This window comes from Paenibacillus hebaui (assembly GCF_051934385.1).
GTDB lineage: Bacteria > Bacillota > Bacilli > Paenibacillales > Paenibacillaceae > Paenibacillus.
This window is the reverse complement of sequence record NZ_CP196836.1, coordinates 120,978-140,135: the sequence shown is the minus strand read 5'-3', so window position 1 is coordinate 140,135 and position 19,158 is coordinate 120,978. Positions and strand designations below refer to the sequence as shown.

Genomic DNA, 19,158 nt, shown 5'->3' with positions numbered 1-19,158 from the left:
TTCATCTCCTTTTTTATAGTTATCGCGCTATGCGCATTATTCTTTGATCACTACAAGGTCCTCACCAAAGAGCTGGATGGCTTCATCAATCCAAGGCTGTTTGTTGCCTGAACCGCCGTCTTCATGCTCAGGTTCAAGCTTAAAGTCCTCCTTTGGCGCTTCAGAAGCTCCTTCCATTGCTCCGGTCCAATCTTTGAGCATCATCGTCACCAATCGTGCCGGACGTCCAAGTTGTTCGGACAACACCCGCTCAATGACTTCGCGGTTAGCCTGCTTCTCCGTCGTTTCACGGTGAATGTTGTTTTTAAAAGCAACCAGCACGTTGTCTTCAAGCAATGATACCGGCTCACCATCCACAAACCAGGCGTGAACGGTAACCCTCTCTTCCTTCACTCGTTGCAGGATCTGACTCCATTTTTTGCTGATCTCCACGAATTCAGGGGCTCCCTTGCGCGCAACATACTGATCCAACTGTGCAGGAAGCTTCGCAGGCGAGTTCCCTCTGGATACTGGAGCTCGTGTTGCCGGACGGGAGGGACTATTGGATGCAGCCTCTCCTCCGGATAAACCACCTTTAAGCGCACGATCTAATTTCTTCTCCAGCTCAGCAAGTTGCTGTTTCAAGCGGTTGATCTCTCCACCATCAGCAAGCGCAGTATGAGATGATGCCGCAGCCTGACTGGCTGCCTCCCCTTGCGCTGGAATACTGCACAGTTTAAGCAACGCAACTTCAAATAACGTCTGCGGCTGTACTGCATATTTCATTTCGCTCTGATACCGGTTAAGCGTATCAATCATCTGGAACAGCTGTTCCTTAGTGAATGATTCCGCCATATCACGAAAAGACTCGGGATCAAGTACACGATCCGTCAGTTTATCCGCATTTGGTACCATTTTAATCATAAGCAAATCACGGAAATAATACAGTAAATTCTCCATGCACTTGTCTGCACTTTTGCCTTCATGCATGAAGCCTTCGATCATCTGCAAAATATGACCCACATCACCTTTGAGCAGAGCGGTAGCAAGCTTGGCAAACTGCTCCGAAGGTATGCCTCCGGTCATATCCATAACCTGCTGATAGGTTACTTTTCCTTCTGTAAAAGAAGAGATCTGATCCAGGACACTAAGTGCGTCCCTCATTCCTCCGTCAGACAGACGAGCAATATACTGGAGCGCATCCTGATCAGCTTCCATACCTTCCTGTTCACAGATCAGTGTAAGCCTTGCTGTCTGCTCTTCCAAGGACACCCGGCGAAAATCAAATCGCTGACAGCGAGAAATAATGGTCGCCGGAAGACGATGGGGTTCTGTTGTTGCCAAAATAAACATCACATGTGGCGGCGGTTCTTCTAATGTTTTGAGCAAAGCATTGAATGCCTCTGTCGTCAGCATGTGCACTTCATCAATAATATAGACTTTCTGCCGGACTTCAGTTGGGGCATATTTAACCTTTTCCCGAAGATCACGGATTTCTTCAACACCCCGGTTAGATGCCGCATCAATCTCCTGAACATCCATTACAGCGCCGGTTGTAATTCTGCGGCAAGTTTCACACTCGTTACAAGGCTCAGGCGCAGGCCCGCGCTCGCAGTTCACAGCTTTGGCCAAAATCTTGGCGGCACTTGTCTTCCCTGTTCCTCTGGGCCCGTTAAACAAATAGGCATGGGAAGTTCGCTGTTCACGAATCGCGTTCTGCAAGGTCTGAATAATATGCTGTTGCCCCACCATATCTTGAAACGACTGGGGACGCCAAGCCCGGTATAACGCGATATGCTCCATGATGCGTTACCTTCCTTCCACTTCGCATTCGAGTCCTTTGTCGTTCCCCCATTATACTATATTCTGGGGTGAATCCAAACTTTATCTGACTCATTCATGCATGGTTTTTTTAAGACATATCAAAAAGACCCCTGCATACATACGACTGCAAAGGTCCCTACATTTAAATGGTAAGCCGTGCACCTGCTATCGATATTTGCGATCCAAGTGGCACCCCTGAACAATAGCTCGGGCTAGGCAATCCTCCGGCACAAGAGTGATCTCACTTATGGCTGCTTCCTTCCGGACCTGACCAGGTTCATGAGTACTCATTGCGGAGGACCCAACCGTCAACACCACGTTCAGGGACCAAACCTCACATCGACAAAACCTCTAGCAGGAATTCAACCTCGCTATAGCGGATTGCGAGTTACAGGGCACCGCTACCTCCCCATCTAGCACGGTAAGAAATAGTATAACGTAAGGTTATCCAAATTGCAACCAAAGGAGGAAGATAGAAATTCGGTATATAAAAACCCCTACCAAATGGGCAGGGGCGTTTTGATACAATTAGCTGACCACTCGTTAAGAGTTGCTGAATTAGACTCCGTATTTTTTCTTGAAACGGTCCACACGGCCGCCAATATCAAGAAATTTCTGTTTACCTGTGAAGAACGGATGGCAAGCAGAGCAGATCTCTACACGCAGTTCGTCTTTCACCGAACCTGCATCAAATGAGTTACCACATGCGCAGGATACTTTGGCTACAGTGAATTTAGGATGAATTGCTTCTTTCATTTCTTTCACCTCTTTCCGCCCTGAGCCTCAAGCGGACCCAGAGTAAATGACACAACATCGAAGATTATAACACGGCCTAATCCTGGTTGCAATCCAATGTTATGAGGAGGTGATCAAACGTTTTGGACGTGCCATTCCTGCTGGTGGAACATGTGTATATGAGCCAATAACAACATCAGGCAACTCTTCTTTAAAGATCTCAAGCATTTGTTTCATCCCCAGGATATCCCCTTGGGCTGGTGGAATTAAGTCCAGATAACTCTCCGGATCAATGTTGAGATTCCGCATCTGAATCAAACGCAGTTTGGTTCTACGGGCAAACTCCACCATGGCTTCAATCTCTTCCTCCCGATCCGTTACTCCCGGGAAGATCAGATAGTTTATCGAGGTATATACACCCTGCTCCGCAGCGTATATCATCGATTTCTCCACATTCGCGAGTGTATAACCACGCGGTTTGTAATAAGCATTGTAGTGGTCATCCAGTGCACTAATTGTACTCACTCGCATCAAATCCAGGCCTGCATCCACAATGCCTCTCATGTGATCACTCAAACCTGCGTTGGTATTAATATTGATATACCCCATGTCGGTTACGGAACGCACCTCACGAATGGCTTCAATAATCAGTTTGGCCTGTGTGGAAGGTTCACCTTCACAACCCTGCCCAAAACTGATGATCGATTCAGGCGTCTTTAAGTGCTCCAGCATCACATCAACGATCTCATCTACACGCGGACGGAAATTCATCCGGGTTTGCGGAGAGACAAATCCACTGTCATCCGGTTGTTCGGAGATACATCCGAAACAGCCCGCATTACAGGAATACGATACGGGCACGCCACCTTCCCAACGATTCAGAAACGTGTTGGACGAAGTCAGACACTCATATCCAAGAGCACAATTGGACAGATGAGTATAGAGACGGTTCTCAGGATACTGCTTCGTTAGACGTTTAACCCCTGAGCGCACATCATCGCGGTCACAATTTAATGGATTCCACTTTTCGGGACTGTCCGACATCTGGGCAGTGACGTAGAACGCACCATCTTTCCAAACTACCGCGGAATATCCGAACAAAGGTAATTTGTACTCCTTATCTGTCTTCACATACCCCGGCAGACACAAACGGGTGAAACCTTGCGGAAGCAAGGCTCCTACTGCCTGTGTGTCATTAGGCATTGGCAGCATTTCACCGGTATCCGGGTCCATACCAATAGGCCGTGTACTCGGGAGTCCAACCAGTGTTGCACCCTCTGGCAGAGGAATGAGTTCATCCTCCATAATTTCGACGATCATATCTCCGCTGCGGGCAAGCCCGTACAGGGATGGATGATCAAATACATTACCTTTTTCATCTGCGTATACTAAATACATGATGTTCTCCTCACATCTAATGGGTTGAGCCAAACGACGAGTTTATTGTAATTCCAGCAGCAATGCTGCAACATTCGAGTTAAATATCTACTGCAATTCTAGGTCGTTGTTGCCGATGCTGCCGTCTGTCTTGGCGAACGCCGAGTCGTAGTTGTTCCGGAATTGCTCGTTGGACTGCTGCCAGCTGTATCAAATGCCGCCAAGAATTCAGCGTTCGTTTTGCTGTTACGAAGTTTCTTCAAGAAGCTTTCGACAAAGTCGTGTGAATCATTCATATTTTTGCGAATAGCCCAGATCGTATCAAGTTCTTCCTTGCTCAGAAGCACTTCTTCACGGCGGGTACCGGAACGACGAATGTCGATCGCCGGGAATATACGACGCTCTGCAAGACGACGATCCAGATGAAGCTCCATATTACCCGTACCTTTAAATTCTTCATAAATAACGTCATCCATACGTGATCCGGTATCAATCAATGCAGTTGCCAGGATGGTCAGGCTTCCGCCTTCTTCTACATTCCGGGCAGAACCGAAGAAACGTTTCGGACGATGGAATGCAGCCGGATCGATACCACCACTAAGTGTACGACCGGATGGAGGAATAACCAGGTTATATGCACGGGCAAGACGCGTAATGCTATCCAGCAGGATAACGACATCCTTTTTGGCCTCAACCAGACGAAGCGCACGTTCAAGTACCAATTCCGCAACCTTGATATGGTTCTCAGGTAGTTCATCAAATGTCGAAGACACAACTTCCCCTTTAACCGAACGCGACATATCCGTTACTTCTTCCGGACGTTCATCAATCAACAGGACAAATAGTTCAATTTCAGGATTGTTGGTTGAGATGCTGTTGGCAATTTCTTTGAGGAGAAGTGTTTTACCTGCTTTGGGAGGTGCTACGATCAATCCGCGCTGTCCCAGTCCGACCGGGGCGAGCACATCCATAATACGTGTGGACAAATGGTTGGGGGATGTTTCGAGAACCAATTTCTTCTGCGGATACAGTGGAGTTAAAGCCGGGAAGTGAAGTCGCTCCGCAGCCGCTGATGGATTCTCACCATTGACAGCGTTGACTTGCAACAAACCGAAGTATCGCTCGTTTTCCTTAGGTGTTCTACACTTACCCGAGACGAGGTCACCTGTTCTAAGATCGAACTTGCGAATCTGTGAGGCCGAGATGTAGATGTCCTCCGTACTTGGCAGGTAGTTAATAGGTCGAAGGAATCCATAACCTTCAGGTAAAATTTCGAGCACGCCCTGCATGAACATCAAACCACTTTGTTCAGCTTGAGCTCGTAATATGGCGAAAATCAATTCTTTCTTTTTTAATGTGCCATAGTAGGGTATTTGATATTTTTTGGCCAGTTTGTAAAGGTCCGTGAGTTTCATTTCTTCCAAATCGGAAATTTGTAGATCCATATAATAACCACCTATTCAATTAATAAGTCCGTGAAATGGATAGTTTCGCTAGATGTCCGGCTATAAGACCAGCATCGTTCTGCCAATCTCTTCTGTCCATTGTACGGAATGTAACTGTTATAATGCAAATACTTGTCTTTGAATGTAAGTTTCCGGGCGGGATGGCCAGTATTCGGCATAATCCGCTAGTGAGTGAACACGAGTACATGAGGCGTTCGATCCGGTTAGACCGGCTATGGAGCGCAGTTCAAACAAAACCGGGGTTTAGGGAAAAGGAAATGATGTTCTTACAGCCATATGAAGTCTGATTCAAAAAAAGACCCTCCGGTATCGGAAACAGAAACATTTCGTCTATCCCGGAGAGACTGAGAACTCTATTAAAACAGGTTTGCCCAATTACTGAAAGGATATGCAGTACTTTCAAAATAATCATTTGATCACACTAATCTTGCAGAGCATGGTTGGATTAATCCGTCTCGCGCCATACATCTGCACCCAGGAGGCGCAGGTTGGTTACCAGATGATCATACCCACGGTCGATATATTCAACGCCTGTCACTTCGGTCACACCTTCACTGACGGTGAGACCTGCGATCACCAGCGCTGCACCAGCACGAAGATCAGATGCTTTTACCTTGGCTGCATTCAGCGCACTGCCTTCAATGATCGCCGAACGTCCTTCGACACGAATTTTGGCGCCCATCCGTACCAATTCAGGAACATGCTTGAATCGGTTACTATACACAAAGTCGCTCAGGACACTCACGCCCGTCGCTTGCGTTAATACACTGGTCATCGGCGACTGCAAGTCGGTTGGGAAGCCGGGATAGACAAGCGCTTTAACATCGACGTGACTGTAGGAAGGTTTTCCGATGACACGAATACTTTCGTCCAATTCCTCGATGCCAACACCCATCTCAAGCAATTTAGCCGTTAATGCCTCCAAATGTTTGGGAATAACATTATCAATCAGGACGTCTCCACGTGTTGCTGCTGCAGCGATCATATACGTGCCCGCTTGGATGCGATCCGGTATGATCGAATGGCGGCAGCCCTTAAGTTCGGACACACCTTCAATACGAATCGTCTCGGTACCTGCACCCTTGATGCTGGCACCCATGGAATTCAAAAGTGTTGCTACATCTATAATCTCAGGCTCTTTAGCCGCATTTTCGATAATTGTAGAGCCTTTGGCACGAGTAGCCGCCAGCATAATATTAATGGTTGCACCTACACTGCTTACATCGAGATAAATCTTTGCTCCGCGCAGCTCTTTGGCATGCAAATGAATGGAGCCATGTTCGTTTGTTACGGTTGCGCCAAGCGCTTCGAATCCTTTGATATGCTGATCAATCGGACGAGGCTCAAAGTTACAGCCCCCGGGTAAACCAATGGTTGCTTCTTTAAAACGCCCAAGCAATGCACCCATCATATAATACGAAGCACGAAGCTTCTTCACAGGGCCGTTTGGCATGGGAATGGATTTGATATCGGAAGGATCGATCTTCATCTGACTGCCTTCCCAAGTTACATGAGCTCCGAGTTCCTCCAAAATTTCCGCATAAACCGCCACATCACTCAAAAGCGGCAGATTGTCCAGCACGACTTCTGATTCGGCAAGCAATGCTGCAGGAATAAGCGCAATGGCGCTGTTTTTGGCGCCGCTTATGGTTACAGTTCCCTGTAACGGACGTCCGCCACTAATCAATAATTTTTCCATAAAGCTTAATGTCCCCCTACGTGTTTTGCAGCCGATAAACGGCAATACGTGCTGATGGCTTTCGATGTAGAAATAAGGTGTGAAAATGGAAAGACACCGGCTAGGCGGTGTTCTTCCCACTTACACAGTATGGAACTGGTGAAGATAAATTACGCTTTGTTGTTGGAACCAAACTCGCGGATTTTACCTTTAACGGTTTCTTTGATTGCATCACGGCCTGGTACGATGAATGTACGTGGATCGTAAGCATCCGGTTTAGCTGCAAGCACTTCACGAACCACTCTTGCGAAAGCAATTTGGTTCTCCGTGTTTACGTTGATTTTGGAAGTACCCAAGGAAATGGCTTTGTCGATATCATGTTTAGGGATACCCGTACCACCATGCAGTACCAATGGAACGTTAACTGCATCGCGAACTTGTTCCATTTCTTTGAAGCCCAAGTTAGGCTCGCCATGGTAAGGACCGTGTACGGAACCAAGAGCTGGAGCCAATGTGTCGATACCTGTTTCTTTAACGATACGTACACACTCGTTAAGGTCAGCGTACATGATACCACCGATAACGTCGTCTTCTTGTCCGCCAACAGTACCTACTTCGGCTTCAACAGAAACGCCTTTAGCGTGTGCATATTCAACAACTTTTTTAGTCATTTCGATGTTTTCATCGATGGAGTGATGGGAACCATCGATCATTACGGATGTAAATCCGGCATCGATCGCTTCTTTACACTTATCAAAGCTGGAACCGTGGTCCAGGTGAATTGCAACTGGAACGGAGATTTTCATGTCGTGAATGAGCCCTTCTACCATTTTAACTACAGTGTAGAAGCCGCCCATGTGACGTGCTGCACCTTCAGATACGCCCAAGATTACTGGGGATTTCTCTTCTTCAGCAGCACCAAGAATCGCTTGAGTCCACTCAAGGTTATTGATGTTGTATTGACCAACTGCATATTTTCCTTCGAGCGCTTTGTTCAACATGTCTGTCATAGATACTAATGGCATGGTTTCAATCCTCCTAGGGGTGTTGGGTTGTGTCTATGGTTTTTAGCCGAAATCACATACGGGCTTATTATACCACATCCCATGTCAAATACTAAACAAGCATTTGCAAAAATGCTGTGCTTTGCAGCACAGTTTTCATAGACACCGCATGATGACGTCCCCATTTCCAATATTCCCCGGAAGCCTGACCTAGATACCCTGCATATCTATTAGTCACTCTTGAGGTTTCTACACGCAAAAAAATCCTGTATCTACAGGATTCAGCTGCATTTATTCGCCTTGTCGTTTCGAAGCTGCATATTGACAGCCACTCGCATCTCATCAATATCAAACGGTTTCGTAAAATGCATGAGTGCTCCAAGGTCCGTAGCTTCCTTGATCATATCCAGTTCTCCATAGGCCGTCATCATAATGACTTTAATATCCGGATCAATTTCCTTAATATGTTTCAGAATTTCCAGGCCGTCCATACCGGGAATCTTCATATCGAGCAGCACGAGATCAGGCTTGTCGTTATTCACAATTTCCAAGGCAATTTTCCCATTGGGCGCTTGGAAAGTATTGTAACCTTCGCTGCCGAACACTTCCATTAAAAGGATTCGAATGCCATTCTGGTCATCAACAATCAATACTTTTTTATTTTCCACTGATTAACCTCCTAGAATTAGGAAAACATGTACATCACCGAATCTGGATAACTCTCCCATAGTCGTCATGATAAGTATTCTACCTCTTCCATTAAAATCCTGCTTCCTTCGCAAAATGTCGAAAACCAATTTCGCCCATCTCGATGTAAAAAAACAGGACGCTCCAGGCACCGTATCGGTTACCTGAAGCATCCCGTTATATATCTTAATGAATTATAATTATTGTCCAATGCTCTCCAAAGAAGCTTTCACAAACTCACGGAACAAAGGCTGGGGCCGGTTCGGACGGGAAGTAAATTCCGGGTGGAACTGTACTGCCAGGAACCACGGATGTCCCGGAAGCTCCACGATCTCAACCAGACGTCCATCCGGGGATGTACCCGAGATGACCAAACCTGCTTTTTCAATCGCTTCACGATATTCATTGTTAAACTCATACCGGTGACGGTGTCTCTCATACACCAGCTCGTCATCATAACAAGCCATTGCCAGTGAGCCCTCCTGAAGTTTACATGGATACAGACCAAGACGCATCGTACCACCCAGGTTTTCGATATCTTTTTGTTCAGGCAGCAGATCAATTACCGGGAATTCCGTAGCCGGGTTAATCTCTGAACTGTTCGCCCCATTCAAACCAATGATGGAACGGGCGTATTCAATAACAGAAACCTGCATACCCAAGCAAATACCGAAGAACGGGATTTTTTTCTCGCGGGCATAACGGATCGCCGATACTTTACCCTCAATACCCCGATCCCCGAAGCCGCCAGGTACGAGAATTCCTCCTACGCCATGCAGAAGATCTCCCGCATTCTCATCGGTAATATCTTCGGAGTGAATCCAACGGATCTTCACATCAGCATTGGATGCGAATCCTGCGTGGGACAACGATTCAACAACACTCAAATAAGCGTCATGCAAAGCCACATATTTACCTACAATGGCAATCTCCACTGTACGCTCAAGCTTGTTAATCCGGTCTACCAGCCCTTCCCACTCGCTCATATCCGGTGCAGGAGTAGTCAGCTTCAGGTGGTTTACCACGATCTCGTCCAAACCTTCTTCACGCAGGTTCAATGGCACTTGGTACAGTGTATCTGCATCACGACATTCAACAACAGCATTCTCATCAATGTCGCAGAAGAGAGCGATTTTGGCCTTCATATCGTCAGACAATTCATATTCTGTACGGCATACAATGACGTTCGGTTGAATTCCGATGCTGCGCAATTCCTTTACACTGTGCTGAGTTGGTTTGGTTTTCACTTCACCGGCAGCCTTGATGTAAGGAATAAGTGTTACATGGATGTACATGACATTGTCGCGACCTACATCACTCTTAATTTGACGAATAGCTTCCAGGAAAGGCAAGCTCTCGATGTCACCCACCGTACCACCAATCTCTGTAATTACAACATCCGAACCCGCTTCACGTCCTGCGCGGAATACGCGCTCTTTGATCTCGTTCGTGATGTGTGGAATCACTTGTACCGTTCCGCCCAGATATTCCCCGCGCCGCTCTTTGCTAATGACGGAGGAGTATACTTTACCAGTCGTGACGTTGCTGTTTTTGGAGAGGTTAATATCAATAAAACGTTCGTAGTGGCCAAGGTCAAGATCCGTTTCCGCACCATCATCCGTTACAAATACTTCACCATGCTGATAAGGACTCATCGTTCCCGGGTCAATATTGATGTATGGATCAAATTTCTGGATTGTTACCTTCAACCCTCTGTTTTTCAGCAATCTGCCCAGCGAAGCAGCCGTAATCCCTTTGCCTAGGGAGGACACAACTCCGCCCGTCACGAAAATATACTTTGTCACTGTTATTACCCTCCTAATATAAGTACAGAAATTCAGGCGATATATGGTATTATCGTAACCCATTTCCCAGGTAATCATCGTTAAAAAGAGCAATGGCAGAAATTCCCTGCATCTGCTAACTGCTCTTTCATGCGAAGACCGTGTGTAAACAGCTTTGCTCTACAGCATAGAATGGTGCAAACCTTCCGGGAGCCACCTTCCGGGTCTGTCCCTAAATAGAGATCATCGGATCGATCTATTTTTGGAGTTTTGGATATACAAAAACAGACCACGGAGTGTTGGCCGGGAGCATGCGGAAATCAAATCATTTTGCAAAATTCTGCCTCTAAAAATACAAAAAAAGTACTCCCGCAGGACGGGGCACTTTTTATAAAAAACATAAATATTAAGTCGCTCATTCATAAGCCCATGCAATAGTTTACCCGTTACCCCGTCCGCTGTCAAGGCTGACTATCCGGGGAAAACGGGTAAAATATCGACATCAAAAATGACTACCGATTATCAGAATCGTCGTCAAATTCACCCTCGTCTTCGGACTCATCTTCATCGAGGTCTTCCTCTTCTAAATCATCTTCTTCGACCAGAACTTCTTCATCACTGTCCTCTTCGTCAAAGATTTCTTCCTCTTCTTCATCCTCGTCCTCATCTTCTTCGTCCTGATCATCATCTGAGTTATCGAAGTCTTCGTCACTATTGTAGCTGTCTTCCTCTTCTCCGAAGTCCTCGTCTTCCAGATCATCGTCTTCGTCGTTGATGATACGCGGACGCTTCGCACCCGTCATGGTATCTTCCGCTCCACCTACCGGATACCAGCGCTTCAAGCCCCACAGACTTGTACCGACGTAGGCAAAACGGCCATCGATATTAATCTCGGTATATAGCTGGGCGATAAACTCGTTGATTTCTTCATCAGTCATTCCGCGCTGTTTCGCTACCTCATTCATCAAATCACGGTAGTAATACGGCTTATTCGCCACTTTCAGCACCATAAAGGCAAGGTCCACTAAAGGAATCTCTCTGACCTTTTCTTTATCAATTTTCAAATTGAGCGAGGTACTCACTGACAGACACTTCCTCTCACACAAATTCACTTTATATCCCTACGAACTGGAACGTTACATATAACATATCCATTAACAAACCTAAGTAAAACCTATTTAGCGTTAAAAAGCAAGTTTTTATGTAAGGATGTTGCATAAAACCATCAAGCCAACTTAATCGGGGAATGTACGGACCTTAAAGTGACATCTAACTTGCAGACATATCGTTTTTCGCATACAAGATACATCGTATAAAGAAGACGGAGTCCCCTCCGCCTTCTGACTGTATACCCTTGAAGGATTGCTCCTCACCAAGGTCCCCGCAAGAGCCCTCTAGCCCTCCATCCATCATATGTCCCTGCGCCCGTTTTGACACGAAGTGAATGTCTTTTTGTAAAAAAAGGGCAAGTTCCCCATGCGGCGGGATGAATGCATTCATAGAATACCTCAGCATGTTCATCCCGAAGGGGGCTGCCCAATATGGACTATACTGGTTTTCTGCATCAATTAATTGAAGAAGTACAGTGTCCCGAACCAGAACAGGGGCGGCGGTACCTGATCCGGTTCGCCAAACCGAAGCAATACGAAGCCTGCCTCGTGGAACTGTCGCGGATGAGGAATGAATATACTGATCTCGGTGCGGTACGCTCCTCCCGGCTGGCCCGCTCCATTATTGCCCCATTGCATTACCCCGAAGAGCTATATCACTACGGCGATGAAATTACAGTTGAAGAAGATGTGCGGATCTCACTCCACGCCACAGCACTCCATAGTAAACCGAGCAGTGTTCAGGGCATACCTTGGGGCGTAAAACAGATTCGCGCTCCCAAAGTATGGTCCGTGTCCACAGGACACCGGATAAAAATCGGTGTGATTGATACAGGTGCCGACTACCAACATCCCGATCTTCGCTACTCACTGGCACGCGGAATCAATCTGTTAAACCGCAGCCTGCTTCCTCATGATGATAACGGTCATGGCACCCATATTGCCGGAACCATTGCCGCAGCTAATAGTACGGCAGGTATGATCGGTGTAGCTCCGCGCTCCCTGATCTATCCGGTAAAGGCATTCGATCATAATGGTTCAGCCTATGTGTCAGACATCGTGCTTGGTATCGACTGGTGTGTGCGTAATCGGGTCGATATTATCAATATGAGCTTCGGTATGAAAACCCGCAGCAAATCTTTGCTTGACGTTGTCAACCGCGCCTCCCAGGCCGGAATTGTAATAGTGGCCTCGTCAGGAAATGACGGCAAACGCCGCAGCATTGATTACCCTGCGCGGTATCCACAGACGATATCTGTCGGTGCAACCGACAAAAATCGTCGCATTGCTTCATTCAGTAATCGCGGTGCATATGTGGATGTTTATGCACCAGGTGACAAGATCGTCTCCTCCTGGATCCAAGGCAAGCACCATGAGATGAGCGGTACATCTATGGCGACATCACATGTCAGCGGTGCCATAGCGCTCTTGCTCTCGAAGCATCCCGGCCTATCACCAGCCGAGATTAAAGCGCTCGTCAAGCGCGCAACCGTTCCGCTGCGCGCACGCAAGACGACCGCCGCGAAGATCAAATTACGCGGCGGCGAGATTGACGCCCTCAAGCTGATGCAGGAGGGCGGAGGGTAGTTAGCGCTGTCCGCCCAGGGAGCTGCGCCGTAAAGCCTCGTAATGCACAGCACGGCTGTGCGTTGTGAGGCTTTACGGCGATTGCCTCTGGAGCGGACAGCGCTGGCCTTGCGTGCTAAGCGGCCGGATGATGTCGGCCGCGAGCACAGCAAAAAGTCTCCATGCCCACGTTGCGTTGCCAACGTGATGCATGGAGACTTTTTGCCAAAGGCAGGGCGGCAGAGCACCGCCGGGCCTTGGGGTTACATTTTGTCTGGTGCGGATACGCCTACCAGACGGAGCGCTGTCGCGATGACGGTGCGCACAGCACCGATCAGCGCCAGACGCGCCTGGGTTTGCCCCGCGTCTTCCGTAATGACGCGTTCTGCACGATAATAACTGTGGAACAGGGATGCCAGTTCATATACATAACGAATAATGCGATGAGGTGCATATCCCGTAGAAGCGGCAGCAATTTCCTCAGGCAGTTCGCCCATTTTGCGAAGAAGGTCATACTCATGATCGGTTGTCAGCTTGGACAGGTCGATCTGTGCCAATGGCAGCAGCTCGATGCCTTGTTCTTCCGCCTGTCTGAATACGCTGCATACGCGAGCATGCGCATATTGCACATAGAATACCGGATTCTCGTTGGACGTTGAGATGGCAAGATCCATATCGAAATCCAGATGGGAATCCATACTACGCATCGTGAAAAAGTAACGAATGGCATCGATGCCCACTTCGTCCATCAGATCTTCCATCGTTACCGCTTTACCTGTACGCTTGGACATCTTCACTTTTTCGCCGTTCTGGAACAAGCTCACCATCTGTGCAATCAATACCACCAGTTTCTCGGGGTCATTGCCCAGTGCTTGCATGGCGGCTTTCATCCGTGGAATATATCCGTGGTGATCCGCTCCCCAAATGTTGATCATCGTGTCGTAGCCACGAGCATATTTATCCCGGTGATACGCAATATCCGGCGTCAGGTAGGTGTACGTACCATCGTTCTTGATCAAAACACGTTCCTTGTCGTCACCGTACTGCATCGTTTTCAGCCAAGTTGCCCCGTCTTGCTCATAGATCTCATCACGATCACGCAATTCATCAAGCACGCGCAACACTTCTCCGTTATCGTACAGGGAGGTTTCGCTGAACCAGTTGTCGAATTGAACCCGGAAACGGCCCAGATCACGCTTGATCTTGTCCAATTCTTTCTCTAGACCGAAGTCACGGAAATAAGCCGCGCGGTCACCAGGGTGCATCGACAGCAATTCGTCACCTTTCTCAGCAACCAGCGCTTTGGCAAAACCTTTAATATCTTCACCGTGGTAGCCGTCTTCCGGCATCTCGGCATCCTGTCCCAGCTCCTGCAAATAACGGGCTTCAATGGAACGAGCCAGGTTGAACACCTGGTTTCCTGCATCATTGATGTAGTACTCCCGTGTCACTTCGTATCCCGCAAAATCAAGGACGTTACACAGCGCATCACCAACGGCTGCCCCGCGGGCATGTCCCAGATGCAGGCTGCCTGTAGGGTTGGCACTGACAAATTCCATCTGCACCTTGCGTCCTTCACCCACATTGATTCTTCCGTAGTTCTCTCCCTGCTCCTGCACAAGCCCAAGTACAGGGTAGAGATAGCTCTTGTCCAGCGTAAAGTTAATGAATCCTGGTCCGGCAATCTCTGCTTTCTCAATTCCGGCTTCAGCCAGATTCAGATTGGCAATAATCTCTTCCGCAATCTGGCGGGGATTACGCTTGGCAATTTTGGTCAACTGCATCGCTGCATTAGTCGCCAGATCGCCATGTGTTTTCTCGCGTGGCACTTCAAGTGTAATTGCTGGCAATTCCTCCTGCGCAACAATTCCGGCAGCCACAATGGCATTGCCGATGGCTGTACTTACCCGTTCGTTAATCGTATCTAGTGGATTACGTGTCATGAAATTGGTTCCTCCTGTATATGCAAACTAATCGCGAAATGTCCGGATTCTTCGTCAAAGCGGTAAAAGTCATAGCTCCACGCTGCCCGTGCACTCAATCCCTGAATGGAAAGCTCAAGTTCCTGGGTATGCGTGGACAGCGCAAACGACATGTATGGTGATCGGTAGAAACCAGGGAGCTTCCGATTCAATTCAAACGTTTGCTCCGATTCCACCTCGCCATGACGTATAATCTTGATGGATTGTCCACCCAGCTTCAATGTTGTTCGAGTAATTCCACCCTCAGGTCCAGCTTGGGGCTCTTCATACCGCACATAGAGCACAGACCCTTTCAACACGGCTTCACCCTGCATTTCCTGCAGTACATCTTCACCTTCATAACGGCTCTGCAGCCGGATCTGAACCGGTCGCATGTTCGACATGAATGTTAACCCCCATTATATTCGAGGCGACGCAAAATCAGGCACGGCCGGTGAGAACAGCCCTTCCCGTATTGTTGTGCCGCTATACGCGCTCATATTCCCGGATAGCTCGCTATCCTACACTCTACTGTATAACTATATCCAGTTCACCCGCTCAATTCAAATCCAAATTCAGAGTTTTTTCCTCATCACGCCAAAAAAGAAGAGCCACACCTGTAAAGTGCGACTCCCTTTTACTTCATTATAATGAAAATATATTCATCAGATCAGGCCCATTGCGATTCATAAGGAAAGGGACATGTTGATTCCAATAGCTTGGCGCGCACCTGTACGAGACAGCCGCAATGCCGACAGGTTGTGCCATATTGCAATCCCGGACAAGCAGAACAGATGGATAACCGCCGCTCATATTCCTCATCTTGCACAGTCGGACGTGAACGGGAAGCCAGCTCTACGAGTCGGGCCATCTTGGCTTCACTTATATTCACATCATATTGATCCTTACATCCTTTGCAGGGCATCCGGCTCTCGTCTTGTCTACCCGTCACAGACGAATTCATTGCATTAACCCTCTACAGCGATAACCCCAACCGATGCTGGCGGAAGTACAAAACGCAGCGTGTTATTCTCCAGCGCAAGTCCCTCCCACACCACGGGCTGAACGTGATCCGGCTGTTCAAACGTATTGAATGCACCAAAATCGGTGTGATGTAAAATTTGCCCGGATACGGTAGCTGCTTGCGTCGATTCAAGTTGGCATACCACTTCCAACTCATCCGTATGGCTGAGATTGCACGCCGTCACATGGATAACCCCATCCTTGTTGCGGGAAGCCGACAAACTGAGTTGCGGAATAGTCTCGTCCCCAAATGTATATCCAGGACTCTCATAATTCAGTTCCAGTCGCTGTGCGTCCATATGCACTTGGTACATATCAAAGACATGGTACGTAGGCGTAAGAAGCATTTTCTCCCCTTCCGTCAGGACAAGTGACTGAAGCACATTGACGATCTGTGCTAGGTTGGCCATCTGCACTCTTTTGTTATGTTGGTTGAAAATATTCAGATTGACTCCTGCGAGTACGGCATCTCGCATCGTATTCTGTTGATAAAGGAACCCAGGATTGGTCCCCGGTTCAACGTTATACCACGTGCCCCACTCATCCACGATAATGCCGACTCTTCCTTCAGGATCATATTTGTCCATAATCTCGGAGTGTTTTATAAGCAATTCATCCATGAACAGTGTCTTCTTCAATGTGGTGAACCATTCAGCATCCCCAAAACCGGTTGCTTGCCCCTTATCCTCCCAGACACCTGTTGGAATAGTGTAATAATGAAGACTGATTCCATCCATGAAACGGGCAGCCTCTCGCATCAGCACTTCCATCCACTCATAGTTGCTGTCATTGGGTCCACAAGCAATTTTATAGATCTGGTTCCCGGAATAATTGCGAACGTACGTAGCATAACGACGATATTCATCCGCATAGTATTCCGGTCGCATATTACCACCGCAACCCCAGTTCTCATTCCCCACGCCAAAATATTTTAGCTTCCACGGCTCTTCACGTCCATTGCTCTTGCGCCAGTTCGCCATTGGAGATTCGCCGTCGAAGGTCATGTACTCCACCCATTCCTGCATCTCCTGCACCGTACCACTACCCAGATTTCCACTGATATATGGCTCTGTATCAAGTAACTCACATAATCTCAGGAACTCATGGGTACCAAAATGATTATTTTCTTCCACGCCGCCCCAGTGTGTATTGATCATTCGGGCACGTTCACTCTTTGGACCTACACCATCTTTCCAGTGATATTCGTCGGCAAAACAACCACCAGGCCAGCGAAGTACAGGGATATGAAGCTTTTGCAGTGCAGTCAGCACATCATTGCGTATGCCCTCTGTATTGGGAATAGATGAATCTTCTCCTACCCATAGCCCTTCATAAATGCAACGCCCCAGATGCTCGGAAAAGTGACCATATATATTGCGATTTATTAATCCTTGATCTGAATCAGCTTTTAAAATAACACCAACCATTATTTCAACCTCCCTAAATATGTTGTTACCGCTTACAATAACTTGTTTTTGAACAGGTTTCAACCGTTTTTATTTATGCACAAACAAGCCACTCCTGACATAATTCATCAGGAGTGGCTTGTTTATTATGTGAATTCATATAGAGACATACAAAATGGATTATCAATCGATTTCAGCCTGGAATTACCTGGATGTTATTTTAAAATAATACGCGATTTAATCCCGTTCTGAGGGTAGTACTATTTTTTGCTTCCATGTTGTTCCGCCGTCTGTCGTCTCATAGATGGCGGGAGAGTTATCACTTGTTACAACAAGCCAGCCTATTGGGGCAGATGGGAACGAGATGCGGGAGCTATAACCCGGATCTTGCAGGTCAATATTTTTCCACGTGAAACCTATATCATACGTACGTCCAATTCCTACTTTACCGGCTGCGGGTGACCCCGCCGATAGATAAGCCGTCTGATTACCGATCAGCGCTATGTTGCCGGGATGACCGCCTGGATTGGCAGGTCCGGTTCCTTTACCCATACTGTTTCCACCTGGTGCGGGACCTCCCCCTGCCGTGGATTGCGCAAATACTTGTGTCCAGTTCTTGCCTTGATTACCGCTCGCATAGAGGGAGTAGGATTGCTGGGACATGCCTGCATCACCGTACAAAACGGCCCATACTTGCTGGCCATGCGCATACAGATCCGCTCCGTTCCATGTGTCTGATACAACTCGAAGAGAAGTCATCCATTTCTTTCCACCATCGCTAGTCCACTTCATGTGATATCCTGATCCAGGCACAACCACGATGGCATATCCCTGCTTCTCTGTCGCGAATGCAACTGCGCGGGTATTGGCAGGGGTGTTGATTTTACTCCAGGTCACTCCGCCATCCTTCGTCTGATATGCACCATTATAGGTGTAACCATAACCTACATTTTTATTGCGGAAATCAATTCGTTTGAATTGGATACCCTGCGTATCGAGCCGCGTCCAGTGAGATCCTCCGTCATTGGTACGGATCAGATAGGTTACGGGTGAATCTTTCACTTGTGCCAGCGCATAGCCGTTCACATTATTCGGAAAATCAAGTTGTGTGAATTGCCACTGCCCGGTATATATGGACTGCCATGTACAGCCTGCGTTCGAGGTGCCGATTAGGAATCCCTCACCCCCGGCTCGCCCGGTTGTATTATTAAGAAAGTCGATATCCGTAAATTGCAGGTGTTGTTCTTCCACACCCCTGCCTTTTTTCAGAGTGGCAGATAATCCATGATCTCCATTTCCACACGTTGGGGAGGATGCAGCGTTAGCTCCTGATAGCGTATGTACCGGCCCCATTCCCCAAGCCAGCGTTAACGATAAAGCGAGTGCGCCAATCCGTTTCCATGTCATTGTACTCTTGGTTGTCATCGTAACACCTCCTTCTATGGTTTTACCCAATTTTGTCTGTTCTAACGTAACAATCCGGTGTACCCTGATGACAAAATCGCAAGAAAAAAACCACCTTTACCCACGATTGGCATCATGTAGGCAGGGGTGGTCAT

15 protein-coding genes and 1 other RNA gene are annotated in these 19,158 nt (G+C 47.7%); 1 reads left to right on the top strand and 15 read right to left on the bottom strand.

Annotated elements, in window-relative coordinates:
- Positions 1 to 36: 36 nt before the first annotated feature.
- From dnaX to rpoE, 10 genes are all read right to left on the bottom strand, one after another.
- Positions 37 to 1,782 carry a DNA polymerase III subunit gamma/tau gene (gene dnaX, locus ACR32F_RS00655; RefSeq protein WP_440115233.1) on the bottom strand — a complete coding sequence of 582 codons (1,746 nt, stop codon included), beginning with the start codon at positions 1,780 to 1,782 and terminating at the stop codon, positions 37 to 39.
- Positions 1,783 to 1,957: 175 nt separating this feature from the next.
- Positions 1,958 to 2,225, bottom strand: an RNA gene (gene ffs, locus ACR32F_RS00650) — signal recognition particle sRNA large type.
- Between the two features lie 136 nt (positions 2,226 to 2,361).
- On the bottom strand, positions 2,362 to 2,559 hold the full coding sequence (gene rpmE / locus ACR32F_RS00645; protein WP_440115231.1) for a 50S ribosomal protein L31: 198 nt from the start codon (positions 2,557 to 2,559) through the stop codon (positions 2,362 to 2,364).
- A gap of 99 nt (positions 2,560 to 2,658) precedes the next feature.
- On the bottom strand, positions 2,659 to 3,936 hold the full coding sequence (locus ACR32F_RS00640; protein ID WP_440115229.1) for a radical SAM protein: 1,278 nt from the start codon (positions 3,934 to 3,936) through the stop codon (positions 2,659 to 2,661).
- Between the two features lie 98 nt (positions 3,937 to 4,034).
- Positions 4,035 to 5,360: a transcription termination factor Rho gene (gene rho, locus ACR32F_RS00635; protein WP_440115227.1), complete on the bottom strand. Its 1,326-nt coding sequence runs from the start codon at positions 5,358 to 5,360 to the stop codon at positions 4,035 to 4,037.
- Between the two features lie 466 nt (positions 5,361 to 5,826).
- Entirely contained in the window at positions 5,827 to 7,080 is a 1,254-nt protein-coding gene (locus ACR32F_RS00630; RefSeq protein ID WP_440115225.1) for a UDP-N-acetylglucosamine 1-carboxyvinyltransferase, read from the bottom strand.
- 149 nt (positions 7,081 to 7,229) lie between these two features.
- Positions 7,230 to 8,084: a class II fructose-1,6-bisphosphate aldolase gene (gene fba / locus ACR32F_RS00625; RefSeq protein WP_440115223.1), complete on the bottom strand. Its 855-nt coding sequence runs from the start codon at positions 8,082 to 8,084 to the stop codon at positions 7,230 to 7,232.
- A gap of 260 nt (positions 8,085 to 8,344) precedes the next feature.
- Positions 8,345 to 8,731: a response regulator gene (locus ACR32F_RS00620; protein WP_440115221.1), complete on the bottom strand. Its 387-nt coding sequence runs from the start codon at positions 8,729 to 8,731 to the stop codon at positions 8,345 to 8,347.
- 219 nt (positions 8,732 to 8,950) lie between these two features.
- Entirely contained in the window at positions 8,951 to 10,555 is a 1,605-nt protein-coding gene (locus ACR32F_RS00615) for a CTP synthase (RefSeq protein WP_440115219.1), read from the bottom strand.
- A 491-nt stretch (positions 10,556 to 11,046) separates the two neighbouring features.
- On the bottom strand, positions 11,047 to 11,616 hold the full coding sequence (rpoE, locus tag ACR32F_RS00610) for a DNA-directed RNA polymerase subunit delta (RefSeq protein WP_440115217.1): 570 nt from the start codon (positions 11,614 to 11,616) through the stop codon (positions 11,047 to 11,049).
- A gap of 459 nt (positions 11,617 to 12,075) precedes the next feature.
- On the opposite strand from rpoE, the gene ACR32F_RS00605 reads away from it, so the two are divergent.
- Positions 12,076 to 13,230 carry a S8 family peptidase gene (locus ACR32F_RS00605; RefSeq protein WP_440115216.1) on the top strand — a complete coding sequence of 385 codons (1,155 nt, stop codon included), beginning with the start codon at positions 12,076 to 12,078 and terminating at the stop codon, positions 13,228 to 13,230.
- A 242-nt stretch (positions 13,231 to 13,472) separates the two neighbouring features.
- On the opposite strand, the gene argS is transcribed toward ACR32F_RS00605, so the two are convergent.
- From argS to ACR32F_RS00580, 5 genes are all read right to left on the bottom strand, one after another.
- The gene (argS, locus tag ACR32F_RS00600) at positions 13,473 to 15,152 is read right to left on the bottom strand and encodes an arginine--tRNA ligase (protein ID WP_440115215.1); all 1,680 of its coding nucleotides are present in this window, start codon (positions 15,150 to 15,152) and stop codon (positions 13,473 to 13,475) included.
- Positions 15,149 to 15,574 carry a DUF1934 domain-containing protein gene (locus ACR32F_RS00595; protein WP_440115213.1) on the bottom strand — a complete coding sequence of 142 codons (426 nt, stop codon included), beginning with the start codon at positions 15,572 to 15,574 and terminating at the stop codon, positions 15,149 to 15,151. Before ACR32F_RS00595 ends, argS begins: the two co-directional genes overlap by 4 nt.
- A 266-nt stretch (positions 15,575 to 15,840) precedes the next feature.
- On the bottom strand, positions 15,841 to 16,134 hold the full coding sequence (locus tag ACR32F_RS00590) for a DUF6171 family protein (RefSeq protein WP_440115211.1): 294 nt from the start codon (positions 16,132 to 16,134) through the stop codon (positions 15,841 to 15,843).
- A 4-nt stretch (positions 16,135 to 16,138) separates the two neighbouring features.
- Positions 16,139 to 17,620, bottom strand: a complete 1,482-nt coding sequence (locus tag ACR32F_RS00585) for an alpha-N-arabinofuranosidase (RefSeq protein ID WP_440115209.1) — start codon at positions 17,618 to 17,620, stop codon at positions 16,139 to 16,141.
- A gap of 216 nt (positions 17,621 to 17,836) precedes the next feature.
- Positions 17,837 to 19,024 carry a WD40/YVTN/BNR-like repeat-containing protein gene (locus tag ACR32F_RS00580; RefSeq protein ID WP_440115207.1) on the bottom strand — a complete coding sequence of 396 codons (1,188 nt, stop codon included), beginning with the start codon at positions 19,022 to 19,024 and terminating at the stop codon, positions 17,837 to 17,839.
- Positions 19,025 to 19,158 lie beyond the last annotated feature (134 nt).